This is a genomic window from [Clostridium] aminophilum, assembly GCF_900101295.1.
Classification (GTDB): Bacteria; Bacillota; Clostridia; order Lachnospirales; family Lachnospiraceae; genus Clostridium_R; species Clostridium_R aminophilum_A.
In genome coordinates, this window is record NZ_FOIL01000002.1 from 21,354 (window position 1) to 46,705 (window position 25,352).

Here is a 25,352-nt window from a genome sequence, read left to right on the forward strand (position 1 = left end):
TCGGAACCCTGTTTTTTCTTCCTTACAACATCATACCTATCCCCGCGGAGCGTTCTCTGTCACAGCAAAAACCCGAGATCTTTCCCACAACATAACAGACAGGGCGGGAGCCTTTTCCTTTCGGAATCGGTTCCCGCCCTGTCTGTTTTGATCAGTCTTTCCGTTCAAAACGCTTCCGGTATATCGTCCATCCGGCCAGACCGAAGATCGCAAGCGCTGCCGTTGCAGCCTCCCGCTTCATCTGCCGGTCGTCGCCGGTGCGCGGCACCTGATGCGTTCCCGGAGTCCGGTGATGCGTTCTCCAGCCCTCCGAAGGATTGCCGTCCGCCACCGCAGAGAAGGTTTTCTTCGCCTCCTCCGACTGACGGATCGACTTCTCGACCATCGGCTCCGGCATCAGGGATTCGGTAATGATCTCACCATCCTTTTGGATTTTCTCCACAATCTCCTTTGCCGGTCCTTCCGGTATTCCGGAAGAATGTTTTCCGTTTCCGCCCGAATACTTTCCGCCGGAACCGGAACCACCGGTGCCGGAACCTCCGTTTCCGCTGCCCGAACCTCGTGTGCCGTTCATGACCCGGCTGTTGATAAAGGTTACCTCGACATTGTCGCCGGTGATAAACCTCGCAACACTTCCGTCGCCGGAATGCGGCATGCCGCTTTGCATCTGCGCCGGTTCACTCACCTCATAGGCCGCCTTGTAATTGTTTCTTCCGGCTTCCCGGATCGTAAACGTGACCGGATATCCTTCCACAGTCTCATCCGGAAGGTCCTCCACAACCGCCGACCAGCCGTTCTCTTTCGAGAGCGTCACGGTCTGCGTCAGTTCCTCCAGATCCACGGCAGTGTTCTCTGCCTGCGCCGAGATCGTGACGTCGAGGGAGTCCGTGCCGATTTCGGCCTTTCCCGCCTCGTCGGTCCACTTCTTGGAAACCGCAATCTTTACCGCGTGGCTGGTGTTCTTCCAGTCAGAGCGGTATCTGCGCACGCCCAGAGCCGAACCTTCCTTCCGCTCCGAGCCGTCGGTTCCGACAGCCTGATAGCTTCCGACAAAATCTCCCTCCTCATAATTCCGGAGTTTGACTTCCGAACCGTTCACGAGAGCCATCCGGTCTTCCACCGCACGGTACTCGAACATGCTGCTCTTTCGCTTTTCATCCTCGCCGGCCCTCAGAAGGGTAAATACTTCATATCCCGGATCGTACACCGGCAGATCTTCCACATGAACCTCCGCTCTGCGCTTTGCGCCGAGCACCTTCGGCATCTCTGTCTCAAATTCCACCGGTTTGGACGATTTCTCATCCGTCACCCAGACATACTGCCAGCTCTCATCCGCGCCCACATGGCGTCTCTGGAGCCGGAACACCACTTTGTCTATGCTCCTGGCAATCACCGGGATTTCATTGTCCCAATCCACCGAGATGGTGAGGTCGGTGGTTTCCGGCGTGTTCACCGCCGTCAGCTGAACCGGAACGATCGTTCTTCCCTCCTCGTCCAGCGTCATTTTCCGGATATCGGAAGAGGTGACCGCGGAAGACGCTTTCTTCTCATAGGCGGTCTTATATCCCTCCACCGGACGCTCCGTGATCTCGTAAGTCACCGGAACGCCGGAAAGTCCCTGACGGAATGCCGGGAGTTTCTCGATTGTGCGGGACCAGATGGTCTTCTGATCCCTCTCATCATCTCCCTCGCCGACCCGGAACCAGTAGTGCTCCCCGTCATCGGCGGTCTCTTTTACGGCACCCACGGTGACAGCCTCACTGCGCTCCGTGCCGTCTTCGGTCCAGTGCGCGGTGAGTTCAAACTCTGCGTAATCCGGACGAGCGCCGTGGAATTTCGTGTTCCACTCTTTTCGGATCTCCACCTTCGTCTCCGCCGGAAGATGGCGGTTGGTGACGGTAAGCTTCGTTTCTCCGTCTGCGCTCAGCGCAAATGCCGCCGGCGCTTTGACTTCTCCGGCAAACAGCGCATCCAGCTTCTGATACGGCACATACCCCGGCATTTCATCCGCTTCTTCCGTTACGGTGTACCGGAATTCCGTGCCGTCCGCGTCGCGCACCGGGAGATTCTCCCATACGGCAGTGGTCCAGTCGCCCTCGCCCCTTGCCTTCTGGTTTTCCAGTTTCCGGTCAAATTCCTCCGGAAGCTGTTCCGACTGTCCGCCGGCTTCTCTTACCAGATGAAGCGTCACGGTATCCGGACGGATTCCGTCCCGGTCACGGTCGTCATCCCAGACTTTTGTCACGGAAAGATTTCCGGTGATCAGCGTGTTGGCAATCGTCCCGGCTTTCGCGCCCTCTGCCCCGGAAAGGCTGTCATCCTCATCCCAGGTCGTACGGTACCGGTACGCGTTCAGGCTTCCCTGATCGGTCAGACTTCCGGCTTCGGCAATGAGATTGCCGCCGTCCTTCTTCTGCCGGGTCAGTTCCAGACCGGTTTCCACCGCCCGGTAGCGGAGTGCCTTTCCGTCCGCCGTGTGCGTCGGAAGCTTCGTCCAGGTGTAGGACCAGCTCCGCTCCGCATCCGAATCCGGACGAAGCGAAATCTCTTCCGCTTTCTGCCCGGAACCGGCCTTCACGGTCTGCCACTCGTCCGAGCCCTCTTCCTGCTTCTGCAGCACCGCGAGAACGCTCTTCACATGGCGGTTCACACCGGTCGAATCGTCATATCCGCCCTCCCAGACTTTCGTCACCTTAAAGGCGGTGGTCTTTAACCGGTTGGTAAATGTCACCGCGGCAGCTCTCTGTCCGCTGCCGTCCGCATCGCCGAGAACCACCGCCTGCGTCAGGCGATCGGTCGGACTGCCATCCGCATCGACAGCCAGATAGCCGGTCAGCGCATTGCTCTCCGCTCCGCTTTCTGTGACAACATAGGTGATGGTCTCTCCGTCCGGGGTCTTCACCGGAAGGTTCTTCCAGGTGTAACTCCATTTGTCTCCGCTCTCATCCGCGGAAGTTTTGTCCAGAAGGAACTCTCCGTCTTCGGCATCTGCCCCGAAGATTCCCGCCCACAGGGACGCGCTTTCAAAGCCGACATCCCGGACGCCGTCTTTCTTCGCGTTCAGTCCGTCGACAGCGATCTCCTCGCCGCCGTTTCCGTCCGCATCCGCTCCGATCTTGGGAATCACCGTGATCTTCAGCTTCTCCGGACGTGTACCGTAGCGGTCATGGTCATCCTCCCAGACTTTCGTCACCGTCAGATCGCCGCGCATAAAGCGGTTTTCCAGCGCCGCCTCTTCTCCTCTGCCGATGGATACCCCGTCGGACTCCGGATAGGAGACATGCGGCTCATAGCCGCTGGTTTCGTTTTCCCTTACGCGGTAGAGATAGGTATCTCCGTCCGCATCCGCCATCGGAAGACCGCTGAACTCTACGGTCACGCGCTCCGGGCCGGAGACGGTCCGGACGACCACGCTGCCGATCGTCTTGCTCTCTTCCGTTTCGGTACTGCTTCTTGCAAGAAGGATCGTGCCGTCTCCGTCCGTGTCCACTTTCAGCGGTACATCCTTCCAGTCGGCATTTTCCCATCCGGCGCTTCCCGGCACGAGTCCGGTATCCGCCGTCCGCTGAAGCATCAGGGACGCCGAAGCCAGGCCCTTTGTCCGGTCAATGTTACCGTAGCGGAATTTCTCCGCATCCGTCCGGTTTTCACTATTCTCCTCCGTCCACGTCTTGGTCACCCGGATCCCGGATGTCTTCATACGGTTCGTGAGAACATAGTTTCCGTCTTCCGCCTGCAGAACGCCGATGCCGTAAGAATAGGAACCGGCATTTCCGGTATCGGTCTTCTCCGGCACATAGCCGCCGGTTTCCGGATCAATGCACACATTGTCCGCGACTTCCTCGCGGACGCTGTAGATGATCGGCGTTCCGGCGCTGGTCGGGTCATTTCCGACTCTCTTTTTGAGCGGAATCGCCTCTGTCCAGCCTCCTTTCCAGCCGTTCTCTCCGGTGAGAATCACCGGTTCCACAGTGACTCCGTTCGTATCAACGGCAGGCGCCGGCTCCGTAAGTTTCCCGTCCGCTCCCATCCAGGAGGCATAGAGACGGGCCTTCACCTGAAGCGGGCGATCGCCCAGCAGGTTTTCGCCGTCGCCTTCCCAGCGTTTTTCCACATGGATCTCCACCACGTTCTGTCCGTGGTTGTTCGTGAATACCACCGTGGTCGGCGCTGCTCCCTCGCCGGCTTCATTCAGCTCGGCAAGCGCAAAGTAGCCGTTTCCTTTTTCTGTTTTCTTCCGGTCAGTTCCGTAGAATACCTTCCCGGAAGCGGTATATTTCTCGATGGTTTCCGGCTCGCTGACCGTGTAGCGGATTTTGTTTCCGTTCAGGTCGTAGACCGGAAGTCCCGTGAGCGTGCGCTCCCAGGAGCCGTCTTCCGCCGCATCGGCGGCGGTCAGCGTCAGGATAATCTCACCGTTTTTCACAGTGATCCTTCCGTCATCCGACGCAGCCGCGGCAGCGGAGACCGCCGAAGCCGGAATGGAGATCGTCTCATAATCCTCCGCTCCGCTCTTTGTGACCGCCGCTTTTACAGTGACCGTCACGTGATCCGGGCGAAGCTGATCGAGGTCATCCTGATCTTCCCATATCTTCCGGATCGCAAGAGGCGCCGAAATCGCGGTGTTGGTCAGGGTGGAACGGAAGCTTCCGTCGTCCGCCTTCACGGACTCCGTGTCCGCATCGGACGTGATGACATAGTTTCCGATCCTTGCGCGCTCTGCCGGCTCCGTCTCTCCGTTTACCTCCGGAGTCTCGCGATTCGCCGAAACCTCCGTGCCGTCATTCAGGCGGTAAGAGATCTCGCGGATCCGGTATTCAACGCGGTTTCCATCTGTGTCAAACATCGGAAGCGCGTCTTCGCCGGACCATGAAACACTGTCCTCTGTTCCGGTATGCGCGGCAGTCTTCTGAAGAAGCGTTTCTCCGGAGGTGCCCGATGTTTTCACATCTTTCCAGTCCGAATCTTCTCCTGCTCTGCTCTGCACACCGTAGGTCACCGAAGCGATCGTCTTTCCGAAGCTCCAGCCCTCCGTCAGTGCGCCGTCGTCCCAGATCTTTGTTCCGGTCAGACTCACACCCGACAGGGTATTCCGGATCTCCTGCTCGAACGCGGTCTTTCCGTCCGCGGTTTTCTTCACCGCAAACCGTTCCGCCGGATCATTTGCCGCAGAAGCCTCCGTGTAATAGATTGTTTCACCGTTCCGGGTTCCCACCGGAATCTCCCGATCGGAAGCCGGATCATCCGCTGCCCCGTAGAGGAGTTTGCGCTCCACCGCGCGGTACCGGAGTTCCTTTCCTTCCGGCGAGATCTCCGGAAGGCCGGAGATCCGGATCGCGTAATCCGCATCCTTCTCTCCTCTTGCCAGAGAAATGCCGTCTTCGGTGACGATCGTTCCCGCAAAACCGAAGGTTTTCAGTTCTTCTTCGGTGAGCGGGCGTGCATCGCCGTCGTCTTCTTTCACCTGAATCTCATAGAGAACCGCAGCCGGTCTTGTTCCGTAGCGATTTTCCTGATCGTCCCAGGTCTTCTTTACCGAAAGGGACGCAGACTTAAACTCGTTGGTTACCGTGAGTTTATAAGCCGCATCGGCCTCTGCTTTCTCCTGCTCTTTCCGGACCTCAGCCGCGGAAACCGGATCGGAGAAGACCTCCTTTGCGGTAAAAGCGTCCGCCCCGAGTTTTACCGACTCGCGGAGCCGGAACTCAAAGGCCGGCGTGCCCGCAAGGTCATGGTCATCGGCGTGAACCGGAACCTGAAGCCACATAAGACCATCCGGATCGGATGTGCTCAGTGCTCCGCTCTCCAGCACCGCAGGGCTTACCGAACGGGCGTTGTTCCCGGTGAATCCGGTGTTCTTCGTTCCGTCCTCATCCTGAACCACATTCTTCCAATCATCGGTCCCTGCCTCACGGTACTGAAGACTGAAGATCATTTTCGGCAAGTTGCCCGCAAAATAATCTTTCAGCGCAGCCGGTACGGCGGTTTCTGTTCCGTCGTAGTCTTTTCCGGCAAATCTCCAGAGTTTCCGGATTGAGAGCGCGATGGTGTCAGCGTCCCTTCCGTTCTTAAACCAGACCGTATCGCCCTTCACTTCGCCGGCGGAAGCGCTCTTCTCCTCGGCTGTATACGCCGGAAGCGCTATTTCCGTCTGATCGGTATAAGCACCTTCATTCCGCTTCACCTGATGTCTTGTATAAGAAGCGGCACCGTCTCCGGAAACATCCTCCCGGATCCGGTAGGACGCCGCCTTAGACGTTCCCTCCCGGTATACCGGAAGAGAATATGACGGAAGATCCCCGTTTTCTGTCTTTGTGCTTCTCCAGATATTTGCGTTCTCATCTCCCGCCGCTTTGGTGGAGACATTGTCCCCGGTCAGCTGGACATCCTGATAAACAGAAGAATTTTCCGCATTGTCATCTCCCTGCGCGATCCGGAAGGTCATCTTCTGCGGCCGCACACCGTCGCGGTCAAACTGGTCATCCCATTCTTTGCAGATTTCCAGACTCCGCATGGGAATGCGGTTGACACAGGTCGCGGAATCGGTGGTCGAATCCGAATAGAAGCCATTGTCCTCCGCCGAAGCAAAGGAACTCTCCTCCCCAAAACCGGAAGTGACCGAACCGATGGCAGTTTCTGCCAGAAGGCTGTCCACCGTTCCGTCCGCATTTACGCCGGAGCGGAGAATCGGCGCGGCGACACCGCCCGCTCCATCCGGATACGCCATCGCGTACTCGAAGAAACGGTAATGGGCCTCGCGGTATTCACCGTCCACCGGGATAAACCGCGGAAGACCGGTCATGGTCAGCGAAGTCTTCGTCCTGTCGGCTCCGTCTCCGTAATACTTCCAGTCTGTCCGGCTGAGAGTCATTTTCCGCTCAACCGGATATCCGGCACCGGAAGCGGTATCTTCCGTCAGAACCTTCCAGACTGCAGACGCTTTTTTCGAATCATCCGACAGGTCATCCGTCGTATAGGCGATCCGGAAAGTCAGTTCCTCCGGAATGCCGCGGAAGCGGTCCGCAAATGCGATCTGCTCCGCGGTCAGCTCCGTGCCTGCCTGATCCGTCAGTTTCTTTCCGGAAAGTGTCACGGTCGCAAGACGGAACTCATTGTTCAGTGTCAGAACCGTATCGGTCTGCGCGGCCGCTCCGTCTGCGCGGTAAACATCGCCGGAAACGTGCCGCTTCGTATAAACCCCGCTCCACTCATCCGGAAGAGCAAGTTTTCCGATATTCTCTGCCTCCGCGGCATCTTCGGCATCCGCCGGAATATGGAAAGCACGATCCTCATCCCCGGAGAGGTTTTCTGCCGCATGATAGATGTAGACCGAGCCGTCCGGCGCATACTTCGGAAGTCCGGAAAGCCTTGAATCGGTCTCTGCTGCCGGGGTTTCTGTCGCCGAACCTTCTGCCGCTGTTTCGCCGCTGACAGTCCAGCCGTGTTCTTTCGTCAATGTGAGGTTCGCCACCGTCTCCGGCTCATATCCGTCCGCCGTGCGGTAAACCGTCACATGAATCTCTCCCGGCATATGGTCTGTGCCGTTTTTTTCCGCAGCGCCATCCTTCCACTCTTTCTTTACCGTGAGCGAGAGGTCATTGCTGTAGTGGTTGATCAGCGCAGCCGTTCCGAGTCCGTTTCCGGACGCGGTTGCATCGGTGCCGTCGGCATCCACGGCCGGCGCTTTGCTGTTCATAATGGGAACCGTGCTGTTGGCCGTCTTCACCGCCAGCTTCTGTCCGTCCTGCTCCGTCTCGGTCAGCACGGCATAAGCCGTTCCCACCACCTTTTTCGTGGTATCCGGATCTTCCTCCGCAATCTTATAGAGATACGGAGATCCGTCCGGTCCGTAGTACGGAAGACTGTCAAAGGTGACCTCTGACCGGTTTCCTGCTGCCGCAAGCCCCGCAAAATCTTCCGGATTCAGCGTGACCGTCTGTTCCGCTGCCTTCAGCCAGGTTTTGGCCGTAGCGTAGGTCAGCGGCGTTCCGTCGATTCCCAGACCGACGCTGCGGTAGAGAACAAATTTTACACTGACCGGTTTTGACTTCTGCACCTCTGTCAGGGAATCATAGCCCTCCCAGGTCTTCTCTGCCGTAATGCGGTAGTTGAGCGGCGGATCATAGGTATTGGTCAGCGCGATGCTGTTGGTCTTCTCGCTGATGGTGCCGTCGCCCTCTCTGTAAAGTTTTCCGACCATATCTGCCTGAGCTTTTCGCTCATCGGAGAGAAGATTCGGCCACTCTGCCCTGTGAGCGGCAAACGCTCCGTTGGTTCCGCCCTCTTCCTCTTTTGCATCCGGCTCATCCAGCTTGTACAGACGGGAGAGCTCGATCACCTGATACTTATACAGACGGCCGTTCCCGTCATAGGCAGGCAGCGGGCCGAAACTGTAGCTGTCCTTCTGTGCGGTCAGTTCCACAAACATCGGCTCCGTATGTCCGTCCACCATGTTGGAGATGAGGTTTCTGTTCTCATCATATTTTTCCGTGCACGGCTCATACGGCCCGTAAGAAACATTGCCGCTCGCGTCCGTGCCGCGGTACTCCGCCCTTGTGAGGACAATGGTGATGGTCGGAAGGTGTACCTCGCTGAGGGATACGGTTCCCTCCGGGAGATTCCAGATCTTCTTTCCATAGATGGTCCGGTCTTTCACCGGACGGTTCACAATGGTGGAAGAAATCTTCTTCTCACTGTCAAAGACCGCCGCGGTCTGAAGATTCTCTTCACCGTTTCCGGAGATATTAACCTGCGGGAGGCGTTTTTCCTCATCAATCGCAAATCCGTTGTCCTCCGCTGTCGGCTCTCCGGAGAACGCGCCGACGATCTCATAGTCGCCCTGCGCATCCTGGAACTGCTCGACAAAGTAATAAGTATATTCGTCACCGGCCGCAGTGTAACGCGGAACATTCTTAAAGGTGTTCACCCACCAGTGGCTGGACTTGATCACCCAGTCATTGTCAAAATATCCCGCCGCCTCGGTCACGTCCTTTCCGAGTTTGCTGTCATAGTATTTCCGGTAAACCTTCATATAGATATCCGGTCTCCGGTTCACGGTCTCGGCATCTCCGAGATCCATCCAGTACTTGTTGACGCTCAGGCTGAAAGTTTCCGTCAGAACATTGTCAACGGTTACATTCTGAACATCACCGGTGTGGTGTGCGCCGATCTTGTATGAGCTCTTATCTTCCTCCGTCTGATTGGAATACGTCAGGTCTCTTCCGTCATTCGTCTTCGTTGTAAAAGAACCGCCGGTCACCTGGATCTCCGCTGTCGTTCCGTCCTTCTCCGTGGTTACATGGTCGGCACGGACATTGTAGTGGAAAATTTCACCGTCACTGACGCTGTACTTCGGGAGCGCCTCGGAACGGTAATGCCACACATCGCCGGTATACTCTCCCTCTGCCTTTACCTCCATCGGAACCGCGGACTCGCCGTTGCCGTTGGCGTGATAGACGATGGTCACCGGGCGCGCGCCCTGATGATCGGAACCGTCCACCCAGTTGTTGGTCAGGTCGATGTAGAGAAGACCGATGCGCCGGTTCGTCAGGGCAAAATCATAGGTTCCGCCGTCGTAGGTCGCATTTCGCTCCGCCACCGGAAGAACCGCATAGTTCTGATCCGGCGTGACGGCGAAGTCCATTTCCCCGGCCTTATTGCCATCCAGATAGTACTCCGGATAGGAGTTCTTCCGGTCCGCCTCCTCCTGTGCCATGGATTCCTTTGTATAATAGTGATAATTCACATTGGACGGATCGGTCTCACTGTCGTAACCGATGCCGGTCTCCACTACGCGGAAATGGGAATCTTTTCCGGTTTTCCACGCAGCCTGCAGATCGATCTCCTCTCCGCCGACCATCGCCTTGTCCGGCAGGCTTCGGCGGACATACTGTTGGCTCGGCTGAATGCTCCCCTTGTCCACGGTCGTCCAGTTTGTCTCGCCGTCTGCGCTGTACTGCAGGGCAAAATTCACAGTCTTGTGATACATGGAATCGCCGCCGTCGATCCAGCGGTTCGTCACCGTATAATTGGCCTTTCCGGTCACCTTCTTCGTGTTGGTAAATACCGCCTTGTCCAGACTGTACTTCTCATGAATATCCGTGCCGGTCACAACCGCTTCTCCGGTTCCCTCGCCCGCGGTGTTAGAATAATCCAGATGGTACAGATCCATAACCTTTGTGCCGTCTGTCAGTTTTACCGCCGTCTCGCTTACCGTGTAGTGATACTGTCTTCCGGCGCCGTCATAGCGCGGCAGCGCACCCTCCGACGGAATTCTGTTTTTGCGCGTCGTCAGCTTTTCATAGGAATCGACAAGAAGTTTTTCGTCATAGTCGACGCGGTAGACCCTCGCCGCGGCATTGTCGCCGGAGGAGGGGTCCGCCGGCGCCTCATATTCGGTCTTATCCCTGTAGGCCGGATCTCCGGTGAACATCCTGCTTTCAACCGGATTTCCGGAGCCGTCCTCCCTGTATTCTGCTTTATAGTCAACGGTTCCGATCTCCACTCCGTCCCGATAGACGGTAAAGGTGATCACGGTATCCAGCTTTTTGGTATCCTGACCGTCCGCCGCATACGGAAGAACGCCGTTCGGAAGGAGCTTCGTGATGTAGACCTCTGCGTCGCCCACCAGTTCGTTGGTGATGAGCTTCCCGTCGTTGGACATGGTATGAAGGTAGCGGTAACCGGTGTGGGAGATGACATACTGTTTGTCGTTCTCTGTGATCACCGCCGCCGGCTGATCGCCGTCCTCCTCAAAACGGATCTCCTCTTCCTCCGCGTAGTACTTGTATTCATGGCCGTTCTCGTCATAGCGGGAAAGCCCCGTAAACTTTGAGCTCGTGATGCTCTTGGTCTCCGCGTTGAACGGGCCGAGAACCTCTGTCAGCCCCCCGTTTCCGCTGTTATAGGCACTGTCATCTTCATAGAGGGAATCCACATCCGCGCCGGTTGGAATCACGGCCGGAAGCTTCTTTCTCTTCAGTTTTAAGGTTACATAAGACTTTTTGTCGGCTCTCGCCGCGTCAATCCACTTCTCTGTCACCGTGACATCCGTGGTGCCGGTGAGCACAAGGTGGAGCTCATTTCCGTTATAGATGAAGTTTGATCCGGATTTCGCGTCAAACCATCCGTTTTCCGCGGATTCCCCGTCTTCATCCGAATTCCGGTTCACCTCCCTCTTTCCGGCGTGGCGATCCAGTTTAAAGGAATCACCTGCGTTCAGCGTTCCCGCAGAACTTGCAGCCAGCTTCAGGAAATAGACATACGGATTTCCGTTCTCGTCAAACGCATTCAGGTATTTCAGTTCCGTCCCGGAACCGTCCTCCGGAACGCGGATATTCTGAATCTCATTTGCGGCCGAATCATTTGCCAGACTGACCGAATCCACATTTGGAACCGGGGACGCCGTCTGGAAGCTCTTTCCCTCCGCGTCGATGTAGCGGTAGAGAACGCCCTGATATTTCGGACGACGGTTCCCGTTATTCTCGTCGTTATACTTGTTCGCGTCGTTCCAGACGTAATTCATCGTGAAGGACGTCTTTCCGGTCAGCGCCAGATGAAGTTTTCCGCCGCTGTACAGCTCTTTTTCATTCATGCTGTCATTGGACTCGTCCGTGTTCTCACAGTACGCGCCGTAATATGCGCCGGAAACGTTCTTGAAGAGTTTCAGGCCGTCCGCGGTCTTCATCTCGAACCGGGAAACCGCCCGTGATCCGATCAGCTTATCCTCCTCCGCAAGTTCCGGAAATTTCAGTGTGTAGACATACGGATGGTTATTCGCGTCAAAGCCCGGCGCATCCGGAAGTGTGATCACATCCTCTCCGGCTTCGGTCCGCTCGCAGGAAACCGTCACCTGCATGCCGTCTTCAAACGCAGCGGTATTGGAAGCGGTATCCACCGTCGCCTCTTCCGTCTTCTGATCCAGGGTTCTGGTCAGCACCGTCCCTTCCGGGAAATGATCCAGTTCCGGTCGGGTTCCGTACTTATCACCGTTATCTCCCCACTCCGCGACAGCCCGGTAATCGGATTTCAGGGTGTGAACGAGAATCTGATTGTTCTCCGTCCGCTCTTTGTTCGTGTCATACCGGCTCGTATAATAAAGCTTCCGGCCGTCTTCCAGCGTGAGGTAAGCGTTATCTCCGTCCACGGCAAGGCGGTATTCCACCTTCTTTACCTGACCGCTTCCGTTGATATCATCATAGAAATATCCGTAGAGCTTCTGGACAAATTTGTACTCCCAGCTCATGTTATTGGATTTTTGGAGACCGATTCCGCTGTCGGAAAGAGGATGTTCCGCAGTGAGAATCTCCGCATTTGAGAGATCCAGTCCCTTGCGGCTTCCGGCTCCGGCGTCGAAGTAACAGTCGCCGTTTCCGTCTTCTTCCACATCTTTCCATGCGTCATCGTCATTTTCACCCTGAATCCGATACTGAAGCTTCAGTTTCGGAAGCGTCAGATTCGTCTTCGGGTTGTTATTGTCATTCCAGCGCATATCCAGAAGAACGCCCTCCTGGGACGGCATCTGGACCGTATACTCTGTCGTCTCCGAAGCATCGTCCAGATCCTTCTCCGGTGCGGAACCCAGCGTCTGATAGCGGAATCCCTCCGCCTCTGCCGCATCATTATCCACGGACAGCTTCAAATCCTTCGAGTCGGAATAAGTCTTAATGGTCAGCGTTCTCGGATTTTCCATATTGACGCGAAAAGTCAGCGTCTGATTGGCAAAGGAATATCCTTCATTACGGTCAGCGATACCGTCATTCGCTCCGTTCTCGATTTCGGTGAGCTCTGCGATCTGCGCGCGCTCTCCCTCCGCAAATCCGGTCACCCGGAAAGGAACCGCAGCATTCATGTTCTGGGGATAAAGGGAGAGCTGTACCTTATACGTAATCTCTTCTCTCTTCTTATACATAAGAAGAAGTTCTGCATCCTGACGGAGAGCAGACGACTCCGGCACATTTTCCGCACGGTATCCGGTCCGGCTCACAGCCGTCACCGGAATCTCGTCGTCACCGATCCGGAGAACTGCTTTGTCAAAATCATATTTGTAAATCTTCGGCGCGTTCTCGCTGTCCAGCGCTCCGTCCGCCAGCCGGTCGGCGATCTCATAGGAGATATTTTCAAGATCCGTCTCCGGAATCTCCTCGTCGCCGCACATGTATTTCACATCCACGCGTACGGCACTCTTTTCCCAGCGGAATGCTGCGGATGTTTTCTCCGGATCCTCCGAATCCAGTTCTGCCGGAGCTTCCGTCCGGTATTCCCCGTCTCCGGTTTTGGATTCATATCGTACCGGACAGGTGTCGTTTCCGATGCGGACACTGTCGATTCCGACGGAAAAGGACACCGACAGTTTTTCGTTTTCTGCCGCGGTATCCTCGGTCACGCCGCGGGCGATCAGGGTAAATTCTGCGGTTTTCGCCGGAAGGGTAAACAATCCGTCTTTCACTTCCACAATCTCCGTCTCGCCGTCTTCTGCCGGAACCTTCACTCCGAATTCTACGGGGACATTTTCTCCGGTGGTCTCTCCGTCCGGATCCTTCACCATCTTCGCCTTCACATCATGAATGGCGTATGTAATGAAAGTGTCCTCGCTCTCTTCTGCAGAATCCGAAACTTCTTCCGCGCGGAGTTCAAATTCCTGACAGATACCGTTTTCCACTGCCGTCATGAAAGCCACCGCAAACTCGGAGAAGTGATCCGCCTTGACTTCCACACTCTTCTTTGCGGTATCCACTGCGGTCGGCAGCATTTCCGCATTCTTCTCTTCATCCAGATGGAAGACCGCCACGCGCTCCTCCCCTTTTTTGATCGCGGTCATGTCCAGTCTGGAGAAACGGACGCTGACCTCGCCTTTTGACGTATCCGGCTGAACTTCATTTCCGTCCTTATCCAGAATGGTGATGTCGAAGACATAGCTGCGGATCAGGGACGGCTTTTCCTCTGCGTTCTCCCCGTTCTCCGTCTCGGCCGCTTCCTTCTCTCCGATGGTGTCCCTCAGCGCATGGTCAATGGTCTTTTTCCGGTAATCCGCCACTTTGACTGCTTTCAGGGAGCTTCCTGCCGGAAATACTCCCGCCGGCGCGCTCACCTGAATGCGGACGCTGTCAATGGTAATATGCTTGTTGAATTCCGCGGTCTGCGCTTCTTCTCGGCTGATTTTGACCGCGGCAAACACGCCGGTCTCCTCCGCACGGAATGAAACCTCCCGGTTTTCTTCATCGGTCTCGATATCTTCTTCCGGAAGGATCTCCGCCTCCGGATAATCCGAAGACTCCGGGATGATGTCCTTTACGGTATCGATGACCGGTTTGACCACCGTGTCGCCGACCAGATCCATGCCGTCTTTTACCCGGCTGAGAATTCCACCGTCCATGCCTCCGTTTGTCTCTGACTTGTCCTCGGAATCCTCACTGCTTTCTTCCCGCTCCGGTTCGTCTTTTTCTTCCGCATCCGTATCCGGAACGCCGTCATTTGCCTCTGTGTCGGACATTCCAAGTCCTGACGGATCGATGCGGAACACGTGATAGCTGCTCTCGCCGTCCGCTATGCCGTCCATGTTTACCGGCTCCACACTCACGTGAAGCTCACCCTCCGACGTATCCGGAGTAACGGTTTCGCCGTCCCGGTCGGTCAGGAGAACTTCGAAAGAATATAATTTTTCGATCTCCGGAAGTTCAATATACTGTTCTTCCGCATACCGGCTGATGCCTTCCTCCACGGAACCGCGAACCGTCTTTTTTGCCGCATTTCCCTTGACCGGCAGAACACTCAGCGTTGTTCCGGCCGGAATCACGCCGGCCTCGGCATCCACCGTCACATTCACCGGGCCGCTTTCGCTGCCGACGTGTCGGACTGTTTTATGGAACGGAAGTGAACCGTCATCCACCGTCACGGTGATCTCCGGCATTTCCGCCCCGTCGCCCGGAACCAGTCTGGAACTCTTCACTTCTGCGCGGAACACATAGGTTCCCGGCACCTCCGGGTCGTAGACATCCGACACAGACTGATCCGGGTCAATGTTCCAGCGAACCGTCACCGGGCGGAGTTTCATGCCCTTCGGTGCTTCTGAAGCGGGGATGGAACCGTCCAGCAGTCCGTCAAAATACTCGTTCAGTTCATCCTGATCCCAGTATGCGTTCTTCTTTTCTTCGGTTTTCTTTTTCTTCTCTGCTTCTTCCTTTGCTGCGGCTTTCTCTTCTTTTTCAGCAGGCTCCTCCGCTTTGGTTTCCGATTCCGAAACGTTTTCCGGTTTCGTCTCCTCCGCATCCGTCTCCTTCCCGGATTCGTTTTCTTTTTCCTCGTCCGCTTCCTGTTTCGAATCGGTATTCTTCCCGGCGTCCGCTTCTTTTATGGAATCCTCCTCGCTTTCTGCGTCCTTTTCCGTTTCGGTTCCGTTTTCTTTTTCTGTCTCCGCTTCCGTTTCGGTTCCGCTTTCTTTTTCCGTCTCCGCTTCCTTTGTGGTTCCGTTTTCTTTTTCCGTCTCCGCCGCTTCTGCGGATTCGGATTTCCCTTCGGTTTCCGCTGCCTTTGCGGGCTTTGTCTCCGCTTCGGTGTCCCCGGAGCTCTCCTCGGACTTCACCGTATTCTCCGCCTTGTCGGGCTTCTCCGCTTTCGTTTCTCTCTCTGCTTTGTCGCTCTTTTCGGGCTCGTCAGCGTTCTCTTTCTTCACTGCCCCGGCGGACGTTGTTCCCTCTGCAGTGTCCTCCGGCCTGTCGGTTTTCGTCTCCTTCTCTGCCTTCCCGGTCTTCTCGGCATCCGTTCCTTTCCCTGCCCTGTCGGTCTTTCCGGACTCGTCTGCGTTTTCTTCCTTCCCTGCCTTGGCGGAAGCTTTTTCCTCTTCGGCATCCTTCGGCTTCGCCGCCCTGTCGGTCTTCTCCGTTTCCTCCTCTTCCTCATCGGAAGAAGTCTCTCTCCGGTCTTTTGCCTCATCACCGGTCGGGGCGATCGAATTATAGACCTCGTAGGCTTTGTCCGTATCATAGAACGAATGATCCACCACCACCGCGCGGATGGTCTTCGGGAGATCCAGCTTATAAAGCTCGGTTCCCAGCGGAACTGTCTGCTCCCGCACGGAGTCATCCAATTCCTGAATCCGCTCGATCACATCACTCGGCGCATCCTCTCCGCCGGTAGCTGCCAGAACTGTGGACGCACTCGTATTGACAAACATCAAAACACTCAGCATGAGTGCGGATGCTCTGTTTAAAAAAGATCTTTTCATTTTATATCTATCCTCCATCCGGATTGTGATTTCCTATCCCTCGGAATCCGGTGATATTTCATTAAATTTCGGAGCATTATTGCCTTAAATTCATTTCTCCAAAAAACACTCGAAAAACTTATTATATTCCTTTTTTTTGTGTCCCGCCAGCATTTTCCGGGTTTGGAACGCTCCTGTTCCATTCATTTTCGAAATGCTGAACGATAACTTTCCAATTATATATATTCGGATCTTCAACCATGAAAATAAGTTTTACTGAGCCCCTGTATATGTTGGGCGGAGCGCAGCCGATTGTGATGCCCCTCCGCGGGAGGGATTTCTGCTCGTTGCCCTCAACAAAGTCCGCAAGCGGACTTTGGCTCCCCCATCCCCTCAGTCCTGAGGGGAGCCCCGCGGACTTTGCGCGCCGCCGCTGGTCACCGTTAGGTGACAGCTTCCTTGGCGAAGCACTTAGCGAGGTCTTTTCGAGCTTAGTGCGTGCCATGGAAATTCACTTAGCGAGGTTTTCTCGAGCTTAGTGAATTTGCTTACAGCGGCGTGCGCATCCTCGCGGAGCGTTTTTTTCATAGGGAATTTCGGAGAAATTTCCTATGAAAAAAAACGGAGGAACGGTTTTCTCCTCCGTTCACTCCGCCTTTCTGCATCTGGTTCAGTCTTTAAACAGCCTCCGGAAAAAACCTTTCTTTTTCTCCGTCTCTCCGGCACTGATTCCGGGTTCCCGCCCCATGCGCTCCGCCTCCGTGTCTTCCACGATGGTGTAACCCGCTTCCTGAAGGCATCGGCGGGCAATTTTCATGGATTTCTTAAACTCATCTTTGCTCTTAAACAGATCATAGGGATCCGGAACCGAAATCACATCCAGCGTATCCGGTTTTCTGGACTCGATAAACACCGTCGAAATCTTCTGCTTCGTCATCAAAGTGAACATGCTGCGGATCACCTTCTCCGGATCACCGGCCTTCTCTTCCCATGTACCGTCGATCGTCAGTGTCTCAACCATTCCCATATGTTAACCTCCCATCGAACCACCGGTTTAATATTCCTTCGAATTTCTTGCCTTAAAGGCACGCTCCATCTCCCGCTTTGCGTCTTTCTTCGCGATATCCTCGCGCTTATCGTAGAGTTTTTTACCCCGTGCAAGTCCGATCTGAATTTTTACAAGACTTCCTTTGAAGTAGACCTCCAGAGGGACAATGGTGAATCCAGCCTCTTTGATCTTGGATTCCAGCCGGATGATCTCCTTTTTGTGCATCAGGAGCTTTCTCGCCCGCAGCGGATCTTTGTTGAAAATGTTGCCTTTCTCATACGGGCTGATGTGCATGCCGTAAATCCACATTTCCCCCTTGTCAATGCGCACAAAGGCCTCTTTTACACTCGCCTTTCCCATTCGGATGGATTTAACCTCGGTGCCGAACAGCTCGATTCCGGTTTCAAATTTCTCATCGATGAAATAATCGTGAAATGCTTTTTTGTTGTTCGAGACAACCTTAATGCTTTCCTTCCCCATCTTATTTCCTCCTGTTTCACTCCCAGCTCTTATTGGCAGGAATAAAGTCGACGGTTCTCATAAACCGGTCACAACCGGTCACAAAAACCCTGATTGGCTGACCGATGCGGAATTTCTTCCCGGTCATCCGTCCGACGAGCTCGTAGTGCTGCTCATCGAAAATATAATAATCATCCGTCAGCTCTGCGATATGGACAAGGCCCTCGCAGGTATTCGGAAGCTGAACATAGAACCCCCATCCGGTCACGGACGAAATGGTTCCGTCCAACTCCTCGCCGATGTATCGCTCCATGTACTGCACTTTCTTCAGTTTGTCAGTCTCGCGCTCCGCTTCGTCCGCCCGGCGCTCCGTGGACGATGTCTGAACCGCCACATTCGGCAGGATCGTGTCGTAATGCGCGATCCTCTTCGGACTCATCCCGCCCCGAAGCGTCTCGCGGATAATGCGATGGATCTGCAGATCCGGATACCGTCGGATCGGCGAGGTGAAATGACAGTAATACGGCGCGGCCAGCCCGAAATGCCCCAGATTCTGTGGCGCATATTTTGCCTGCTGCATACTCCGGAGAGAAATGATCTCCAGAAGCGGTGCTTCCGGTTTTCCCGCACTCTTTTCCAGGAATTCCTGCAGAAGCTTCGGTGTTATCTTGCCGTCTTTGGTGTGAAGAACCACGCCGAAGTTCGCGCCGAATGACGCCAGCTTCTTAACCTTTTCCGGATCCGGATCCTCGTGAATGCGATAGAGGAACGGAAGTTTCCGGTCATGGAAATCTTTCGCCACGGTTTCATTGGCCGCCAGCATAAAGTCCTCGATGACGCGCTCCGCCTCACCGCGGACCGCAGCGAGGATCTCCACCGGTTTTCCGTTTTCATCCAGCCGGATCTCTGACTCCGGGAACTCAAAATCCACACTGCCGCGGGCATGTCGGCGGGAACGGAGCCGTTTGGACACCTTGAACATTTCTTCCAGCAGATCCGTATATCCCTGATACTCTTTCATCGTCTCGGGATCGTGATCCATAATCACCCGGTTCACCTTGCGGTAGGTCATCCGGCGGTCAACGCGGATCACCGATTCCGTGATCCGGTGAGAATGGATCGCTCCTCTCGGGCCGATGTCCATGATGCAGCTGAGAGTGAGGCGGTCTTCCCCTTCATTCAGGGAACAGATTCCGTTGGACAGCTGATGCGGAAGCATCGGAATCACGCGGTCCACAAGGTACACGCTGGTTCCCCGCCGAAGGGCCTCCTGGTCGAGAGGACTGTGCTCCGTCACATAGTGAGTGACGTCGGCGATGTGAACTCCGAGTCTCCATCCGCTTTCGGTCTTTTCCAGCGTCACCGCATCGTCAAAATCTTTGGTTCCGTCGCCGTCGATGGTCACCGTCGGAAGATCCCGGAGATCCAGTCTTCCCGGTTCCTCCGCCTCTTCTTGCGTGACATGGTCCGGAATCCGGAGAAGATCGCGCTCCACCTCTTCCGGGAATTTCTGCGGAAGATTGTACGCCTCGACGATCGACAGGATATCCACACCCGGATCGTCCAGATGGCCCAGGATCTCGATAATCTCACCTTCCGGACTCTTATGTCCGTTTCCGAAATCCGTGATCCGGACCACAACCTTGTGTCCCTTCACGGCGCCCAGATCCCGTCCCGCCGGAATAAAGATGTCTTTTCCCAGTTTGGTATTGTCCGGAATGACAAAGCCGTTGGTCTTGTGTTTTTCATAGAGGCCGACCACCCGGTCATTGGCATGTTCGATGACGCGGATCACCGCGCCCTCGGCCCGGCCGGCGCTGACGTCCTCTTTCAGGATCATGATCTCCACGGTATCGCCGTGCATGGCACTGCCCACATGATCATTCGAGATGAAGACGTCCTCTTCCCGGCCCTCCACGGTCACAAAGCCAAAGCCCCGGGCATTGCCGCAGAACACACCCGTCAGAACCGTTCTCGACTGCACGGTATACCGGCCCCGTCGATTGATCTCGACTTTGTGCTGCACATAGAGATGATCCAGCACCTCCGCCAGCGCATTCCGGTCTTCTTTCGGCACGTTCAGAATCAGCGCAATCTCTTTTTTGCGAAGCGGCTCATAGTTCGGATCCTTCAGAAGATCGAGGATCAGTTCCTCCCGGTCTTCCAGTTCCTCCATGGTCTGATACCGCGGCGTAAAATCATGTTCGTTTCTTCCGTCAAATCCCGGAAGATTCTCTTCCGATCGGCGGATTACGCCAAGGGGACGGCCGCTTCCGTTATGACTTCCCTTTTTTCGGCTTCTCTTTTTCTCTTTTCCGTCGTGTCCCGCATGCCCTTTTTTGTCAGAGGAGACACCGTACGGCCCTTTGTTTTTCCCTGTGGCCGTCTTCCCCTCCTTCATCACACGTCGAAGATCTTTTTCCGTTATTTTCTTTTTTCTTTTCATAATTCGTGTTCACCCGCTTTCTGTGTCCGCCGGCATCTCCGCCGGCAATTCGATCATTGTCGAAGGAAATGCGTTAAACAGCATTTCCCTAACGTCCGGAACAAAGTCCGCAAGCGGACTTTGCGCGCCGCCGCTGGTCACCGTTAGGTGACATATTTGTTTCAGCGGCGTGCGAATCCTCGCGGAGCGTTTTTGTTTCATAGGGAATTTCGGAGAAATTTCCTATGAAACATGAAAAGGGACACTCCGCAAATGGAGTGCCCCGCATGGTTCTTTACCAAATCTTCAGATTCAGCACGAATGCCAGAATAATCCAGAGAAACGCACCGATCTTTGTCAGTCTCTCAAGCTTTCCTTCCATAGAACGGCCCTTGTTATGGCCCCAGTAGGAATCCGCCATACCGTTGATGGCTCCGGAAAGTCCGGCCGACTTTCCTTCCTGCATCAGAATCACAACAGAAAGGAAGATACATATAATGATAAACAGAACTGTAATTGCGATTTTTAAAGCTGCCACCTGATTACACCTCCCAGCGAAACATAAAAAGTTTAGCACATATGTCCGTTCAAAGCAAGCATTTGTTTATGATTCACTCTTTGCGGCACCTTTTTCCGCCATCGCTTTCGAGTTGACCATAATGCGCAGATGGGATCCCTCGCCGCATTTTCCCTTCTCGTCAAACACTTCGATGTCAAACCACATTTTGCGGCGCTCGATGCTGCGGAGCTTTGTCACCGCGGTCACCTTCATGCCCACCGGAGTCGGAGCAAGATGGCGGCAGGTAATCTCCGCGCCGACCGTTGTCTGTCCCTCTTCCAGATATTCCTTCGCCAGCTCAAGGGATGCCGCTTCCATCAGCGCAACCATGTTCGGCGTGGACAGGATCTTGGATCCCGCGCTTCCGATCCGCTTTGCGGTCATCTCATCGGTCACTTCCCAGGTAAGGGAATACTCTTTCGCCTGTTCTGCCATTGTTCTCTTCCTTTCTTGTAAATCATTGTCATGGAACCGGAACCCGGCCTGCGGGCTCCATATTTTTCCGGCAGTCACCACGGCCTTTTGCCGTCACGGCCCCGGTTTTCTGTCTTTACATCCCCGTTTTTTTGCCGTTACGGCAAAAATGCTATCTGCCCAGAATGTCCCTGCAGGACGCGCCGTAATCAGTATTGTTCGAAATGCAGACATTGTTTGTCACACCGCCGGTGCAGTGAACGCACACGGCCTCACCGTCTGCTCCCCATCGCAGGAACATCATCACATGGCCGATCGTGGACTCGTTTCCGCTTCGAACAATCAGGTCACCGGTTTTCAGTTCATTGCGCCGGATTCCTCTGCCAAGATGAATCAGCCCGCCAGTTCCCTGCTCGGAGAATTTCATGCCCAAGGCGTTCCAGTACACCCAGGTAACCCATCCGGAGCAATCCAGGCCGCGGAAGACGCGTCCTTTATAATCCGGCTCCACAATGGAGCCGAAGCTGTTGCCCTCATACAGCGCGGATACCGGCTTGCCGCCGAAATAATACGGAATCCGTCCGATGCTTCCCAGCGCCGTCTCGGCCAGCTTTCTGCGGTCCTCCGAGAGATCCGCCGGAAGAAATGCCATCTCCTTCGCAATCTCCTCCGCGCCCAGAAAGGCGGTCTTTGTGAGAAGGTTCGCGGAAAGGCCGTAATCCGCATACCAGTCCGACTCCGCGAGTGTCCTTGCTTCCGCCATCGCCTGTTCGGTCCATCCCTGCCAGCGGTCATTCTTTGATTCTTCGGCATTGCCCACAGCATCGACAGTAAAGAGGTTCTTCTTTCCGTCCATCGTGTATATCACGGCTTTTTCATGAAGATCCACATGTCCCGGGCAGTTCGGATACACCGAAGCATCCGTACTGCTGCCTTCCGGAAGCGCCTCATCGTCTTCGGATGCCTCATCTTCTGCGATGCCGTCTTCCCCGCTCCGGAAGCCATCCCCGAAACTCTCGCCGTTCTTCCGGCCGTTTTCCGCCTTTGCCGCGGCCGTTCCATCTCCTGCCATACCGGACACAGCCGCTCCGGACACCGCCGCGGCTGCGGATTCATTTCCGCCGCTCATCTCCGCGGACGCTCCGGAAGCCGAAACCTCCGCCGCCTGTTCTGACGCGCTCTGCCGGGAATTCCCATCGGCGCCGGCGGTCATCGTCTCCGGTTCCTGCGGAAGCGCATTTTCCTGCACGGCTTCCGCCGCGGCTCCGGCTGTGCCGGCCGCAGGGCCGTGGACCTCACCGGTGTGATTGATCACCCTCACCGAATCTGTCGCATAATCCGCCGGGCTTCCGGCATCGGCTGTGGTCTCCTCCTCTTCCTCGTCCGAGACAGCCGCACCGCTGTCGTCCCTTGCGGAAACGATGGAATAATCTTCTCCCCTCTCTGCCAGCCGGTAGTTGGTATTGCCGAGTTTTTCCTGTGTCTCGGCAACCTTTTCGGAATCCAGACACCCGTCATCGTAATACACTTCACTCATGGACGCACGGTTGAAATGGGAAGTCTTCCAGAGTTTTTCCGCGTAATCGCGGAAAGCATCCGTGTCATTCCGGTCATGATACCAGGTGTAGACGCTGGCCATGGCAAGAATCTGTTTGACATTGGAGACATTCTGAAGCGGTTTTCCGTCTCCGTCCCGGACATCGACGGTAATCTTCGTCCATTTCCGGATCGTCCACGTCGAGGGATCCTCCGGATTCTGCTCCGAATCCGAGGCGTTGTAGCGCCCCATGACGCTCCGTCCCATCTTCTTCGCCGCTTCCGCCGGCGTTCCGTAGCCGGCTCCGAAGGCGGTCTGCGCCCAGGCATTGTCCATATCGAACAGCCGATTGAACTCGATCCCGCCAAAACTCTGCATCGGATCCGTCGGATCGGCTCCCTCCGGCCAGATCAGGGCGAGATTAAAGCGGTCCGCCGCATAATCCGGCTCTTCTTCCGCCTCCGTCATCGTCTCCGGCTCGCTCTCCGCCTCCGTCTCCTCTGCTGTCTCACGTTCCGGTTCGATACCGCGGATCGGATGTTCCAGCGGACCACCGACCGCACATATCAGAATTCCCGCCGCGATCATCAGCGCGATTCCGGCGTAATGCCGGCGAAACCGCCTGATATCCCGACCGCGGCGGAACAGATTATCTTTTTCCTGCACAATTAACCTCTTACTGCTCTCCGGATACGCTGCCGCGCATCCGTTTAATTCTCTTTCGGCCGTTCCTCCGGCTCGAGATCGTAATCACCGACCCTCCGGCGTGTGTACATAAAAACGGCATCCCCCGGCCGGAGAATCGTCCGCCCGTTCGGAATCATCGTCTTTTCGTCGCGGCGGATCATAATAATAAAACTCTGTCTGGAAATATCAAGGTCCTTCAGACTCTGGCCGACCCACGGGTGATTCTTCAAAAGGTGAATCTCCTGAATCTGTGTGAGGGACTCCGTCTTCACATTTTCCGCGCCGATGATGAGCACATCCCCCGACCGGATCCGGATATTCCCCCGCGGAATCACCGCCTCTTTTCCGCGATGGATCGCCGCAATCAGCATGCCGCGCGGCAGTCCGAGACTGCGGATCTCACTTCCGATCCACGGGTCCGGCGCCGTCACCTTCACACTGATGAAAGAAACATCCTGTTCGGAACCGTATTCCCCAATGTTCTTCAGCCTTGTGTACTGCTCCACGAAACCGGCCGAAATGATACCGGTCGGGATCGCAACCATGCCAACCCCCAGAAACGTGATGAGAATGCCGAAGACTTTTCCCAGAGGAGTGATCGGGTAAATATCGCCGTATCCCACCGTCAGCAGCGAGGACGCGGACCACCAGATCCCGGAAAACGCATTCGAGAAGATCTCCGGCTGTGCCTCATGTTCCAGACTGTACATGCACAGGCTCGACGAGATCATCAGCGTCAGAATGATGAAGACCGAACTCAGCAGCTGCTGTTTTTTACTCTCCAGAACTTCCGTGATGACATTCAGCGAATCGTAGTACGCATTGATCCGGAACAGCCGGAAAATGCGGATCACACGGAACATACGGAACGTCACCGCTCCCGCCGGGAAGAAAAACGGCAGATAATACGGCAGAAACGAAAACAGGTCAATGATGCCGGCCACCGAAAAGACATATTTCAGAATCGAATGCCGCGAATTCCACGCCGGATAGAGATTGTCCGCCGTCAGGACCCGCAGGACATAGTCCACCGTAAAAAACAGAACCGTAACCGCTTCGACCGCTGTGATCAGCTCCCCGTAGGATCCCCGGAACGAATCATACGTTCCGAGAATCGACACCAGAAGATTGACCACCAGCGCCGCCGTGCTGACGATGTCATAGCCGAAATTCAGCACATCGTCCGTCACGCCGACCGACACCATCTTAAAGAGTCTTTCCTGAATGCGGGGCCATTTTCCTTCTTTCCGCGCACCGGCCGCGGACGCCTTATTGTTCGTTCCGTCTCCCTGCTTCTCCGTATTCATTCACCGTCCCATACGCCCTGATCATTCAGGCGATAGCTTCCGACATAGGTGTTCACCGCGGCGGCGCCTTCATTTCCGCCGAGAATATCATTCTTCTTGTAGAAATACATCCAGTGGCCGTCCACATTTCTCCAGCCGGTCAGAAGGAAACCGCCGTCGCCGAAGAGGAAGGTCTCTCCGTTCACCACCGCCAGCGTATTGCAGACGCGGTATCCGTCGGAATTGATGTAGTATTTACCGCTGTACTTGCTCTTTCTCCAGGATCCGCCCGTGTACTCAGCCTTCTGGAAATTCGAGATATCCTCGCGGCCGTCCGCTGTCGGCGGCTTGTTGTTTCCGCGCTTGATCTCTCCTGTCGGGCCGCCGTAGGACGCGGAGATAATGTCCTGAGCCGGTCCCGGTCTTACCCAGGTTCTCTGGACAACGCCGTCCAGCACCCAGGCGCCCTGGTCGTTGGCGGTATTCCCGTCCGGTGCGGTTCCGTTGACCAAAAGCCATCCTTCCGCGTCAAAATAGTACCGCTCGGCAACGCCGTCCGAGTTGCCGTCCACCCAGAACCATCCGTTCCGGAGATAATTGGCCGCATCACCGTACCAATACCGTCCGGCATTGGCGCCGTCGCCAAGGTGCCAGGACGCGGCAGAAGCCGGAACAGTCAAAAGAAGTGTCATTGCGGCCGCAAATGCCGCAGCGCATACCTGCTTTTTCTTCATAT

At 55.5% G+C, this 25,352-nt stretch carries 9 protein-coding genes; all 9 read right to left on the reverse strand.

Features of this window, described 5'->3' with window-relative positions; genetic code table 11:
- Positions 1-151: 151 nt before the first annotated feature.
- Positions 152-16,186 carry a Cna B-type domain-containing protein gene (locus BMW41_RS00765; protein ID WP_177171120.1) on the reverse strand — a complete coding sequence of 5,345 codons (16,035 nt, stop codon included), beginning with the start codon at positions 16,184-16,186 and terminating at the stop codon, positions 152-154.
- Positions 16,187-16,871: 685 nt separating this feature from the next.
- Entirely contained in the window at positions 16,872-17,228 is a 357-nt protein-coding gene (locus tag BMW41_RS00775) for a hypothetical protein (protein WP_074647940.1), read from the reverse strand.
- Between the two features lie 27 nt (positions 17,229-17,255).
- Positions 17,256-17,729: an SsrA-binding protein SmpB gene (smpB, locus tag BMW41_RS00780; protein ID WP_074647943.1), complete on the reverse strand. Its 474-nt coding sequence runs from the start codon at positions 17,727-17,729 to the stop codon at positions 17,256-17,258.
- A 16-nt stretch (positions 17,730-17,745) separates the two neighbouring features.
- Positions 17,746-19,884, reverse strand: coding sequence for a ribonuclease R (gene rnr / locus BMW41_RS00785; RefSeq protein WP_074648147.1), 2,139 nt, complete (start codon positions 19,882-19,884; stop codon positions 17,746-17,748).
- A gap of 544 nt (positions 19,885-20,428) precedes the next feature.
- The gene (gene secG, locus BMW41_RS00790; protein WP_074647947.1) at positions 20,429-20,671 is read right to left on the reverse strand and encodes a preprotein translocase subunit SecG; all 243 of its coding nucleotides are present in this window, start codon (positions 20,669-20,671) and stop codon (positions 20,429-20,431) included.
- Positions 20,672-20,737: 66 nt separating this feature from the next.
- Positions 20,738-21,127 (reverse strand): thioesterase family protein, encoded by a 390-nt coding sequence (locus BMW41_RS00795; RefSeq protein ID WP_074647950.1) that lies wholly within the window; start codon positions 21,125-21,127, stop codon positions 20,738-20,740.
- A gap of 151 nt (positions 21,128-21,278) precedes the next feature.
- Entirely contained in the window at positions 21,279-23,309 is a 2,031-nt protein-coding gene (locus tag BMW41_RS00800) for an NlpC/P60 family protein (protein ID WP_074647953.1), read from the reverse strand.
- A 44-nt stretch (positions 23,310-23,353) separates the two neighbouring features.
- Entirely contained in the window at positions 23,354-24,637 is a 1,284-nt protein-coding gene (locus BMW41_RS00805; RefSeq protein ID WP_083378712.1) for an ion transporter, read from the reverse strand.
- Positions 24,634-25,350, reverse strand: coding sequence for a hypothetical protein (locus BMW41_RS00810; protein WP_074647956.1), 717 nt, complete (start codon positions 25,348-25,350; stop codon positions 24,634-24,636). Before BMW41_RS00810 ends, BMW41_RS00805 begins: the two co-directional genes overlap by 4 nt.
- Positions 25,351-25,352 lie beyond the last annotated feature (2 nt).

Bases quoted from the DNA above. Each gene is read 5' to 3' on its own strand.
- BMW41_RS00765 (WP_177171120.1), bottom strand. From the start codon at position 16,186: ATGCTGAGTGTTTTGATGTTTGTCAATACGAGTGCGTCCACAGTTCTG.
- BMW41_RS00775 (WP_074647940.1), bottom strand. From the start codon at position 17,228: ATGGGAATGGTTGAGACACTGACGATCGACGGTACATGGGAAGAGAAG.
- smpB (WP_074647943.1), bottom strand. From the start codon at position 17,729: ATGGGGAAGGAAAGCATTAAGGTTGTCTCGAACAACAAAAAAGCATTT.
- rnr (WP_074648147.1), bottom strand. From the start codon at position 19,884: ATGGAGGAACTGGAAGACCGGGAGGAACTGATCCTCGATCTTCTGAAG.
- BMW41_RS00795 (WP_074647950.1), bottom strand. From the start codon at position 21,127: ATGGCAGAACAGGCGAAAGAGTATTCCCTTACCTGGGAAGTGACCGAT.
- BMW41_RS00805 (WP_083378712.1), bottom strand. From the start codon at position 24,637: ATGAATACGGAGAAGCAGGGAGACGGAACGAACAATAAGGCGTCCGCG.
- BMW41_RS00810 (WP_074647956.1), bottom strand. From the start codon at position 25,350: ATGAAGAAAAAGCAGGTATGCGCTGCGGCATTTGCGGCCGCAATGACA.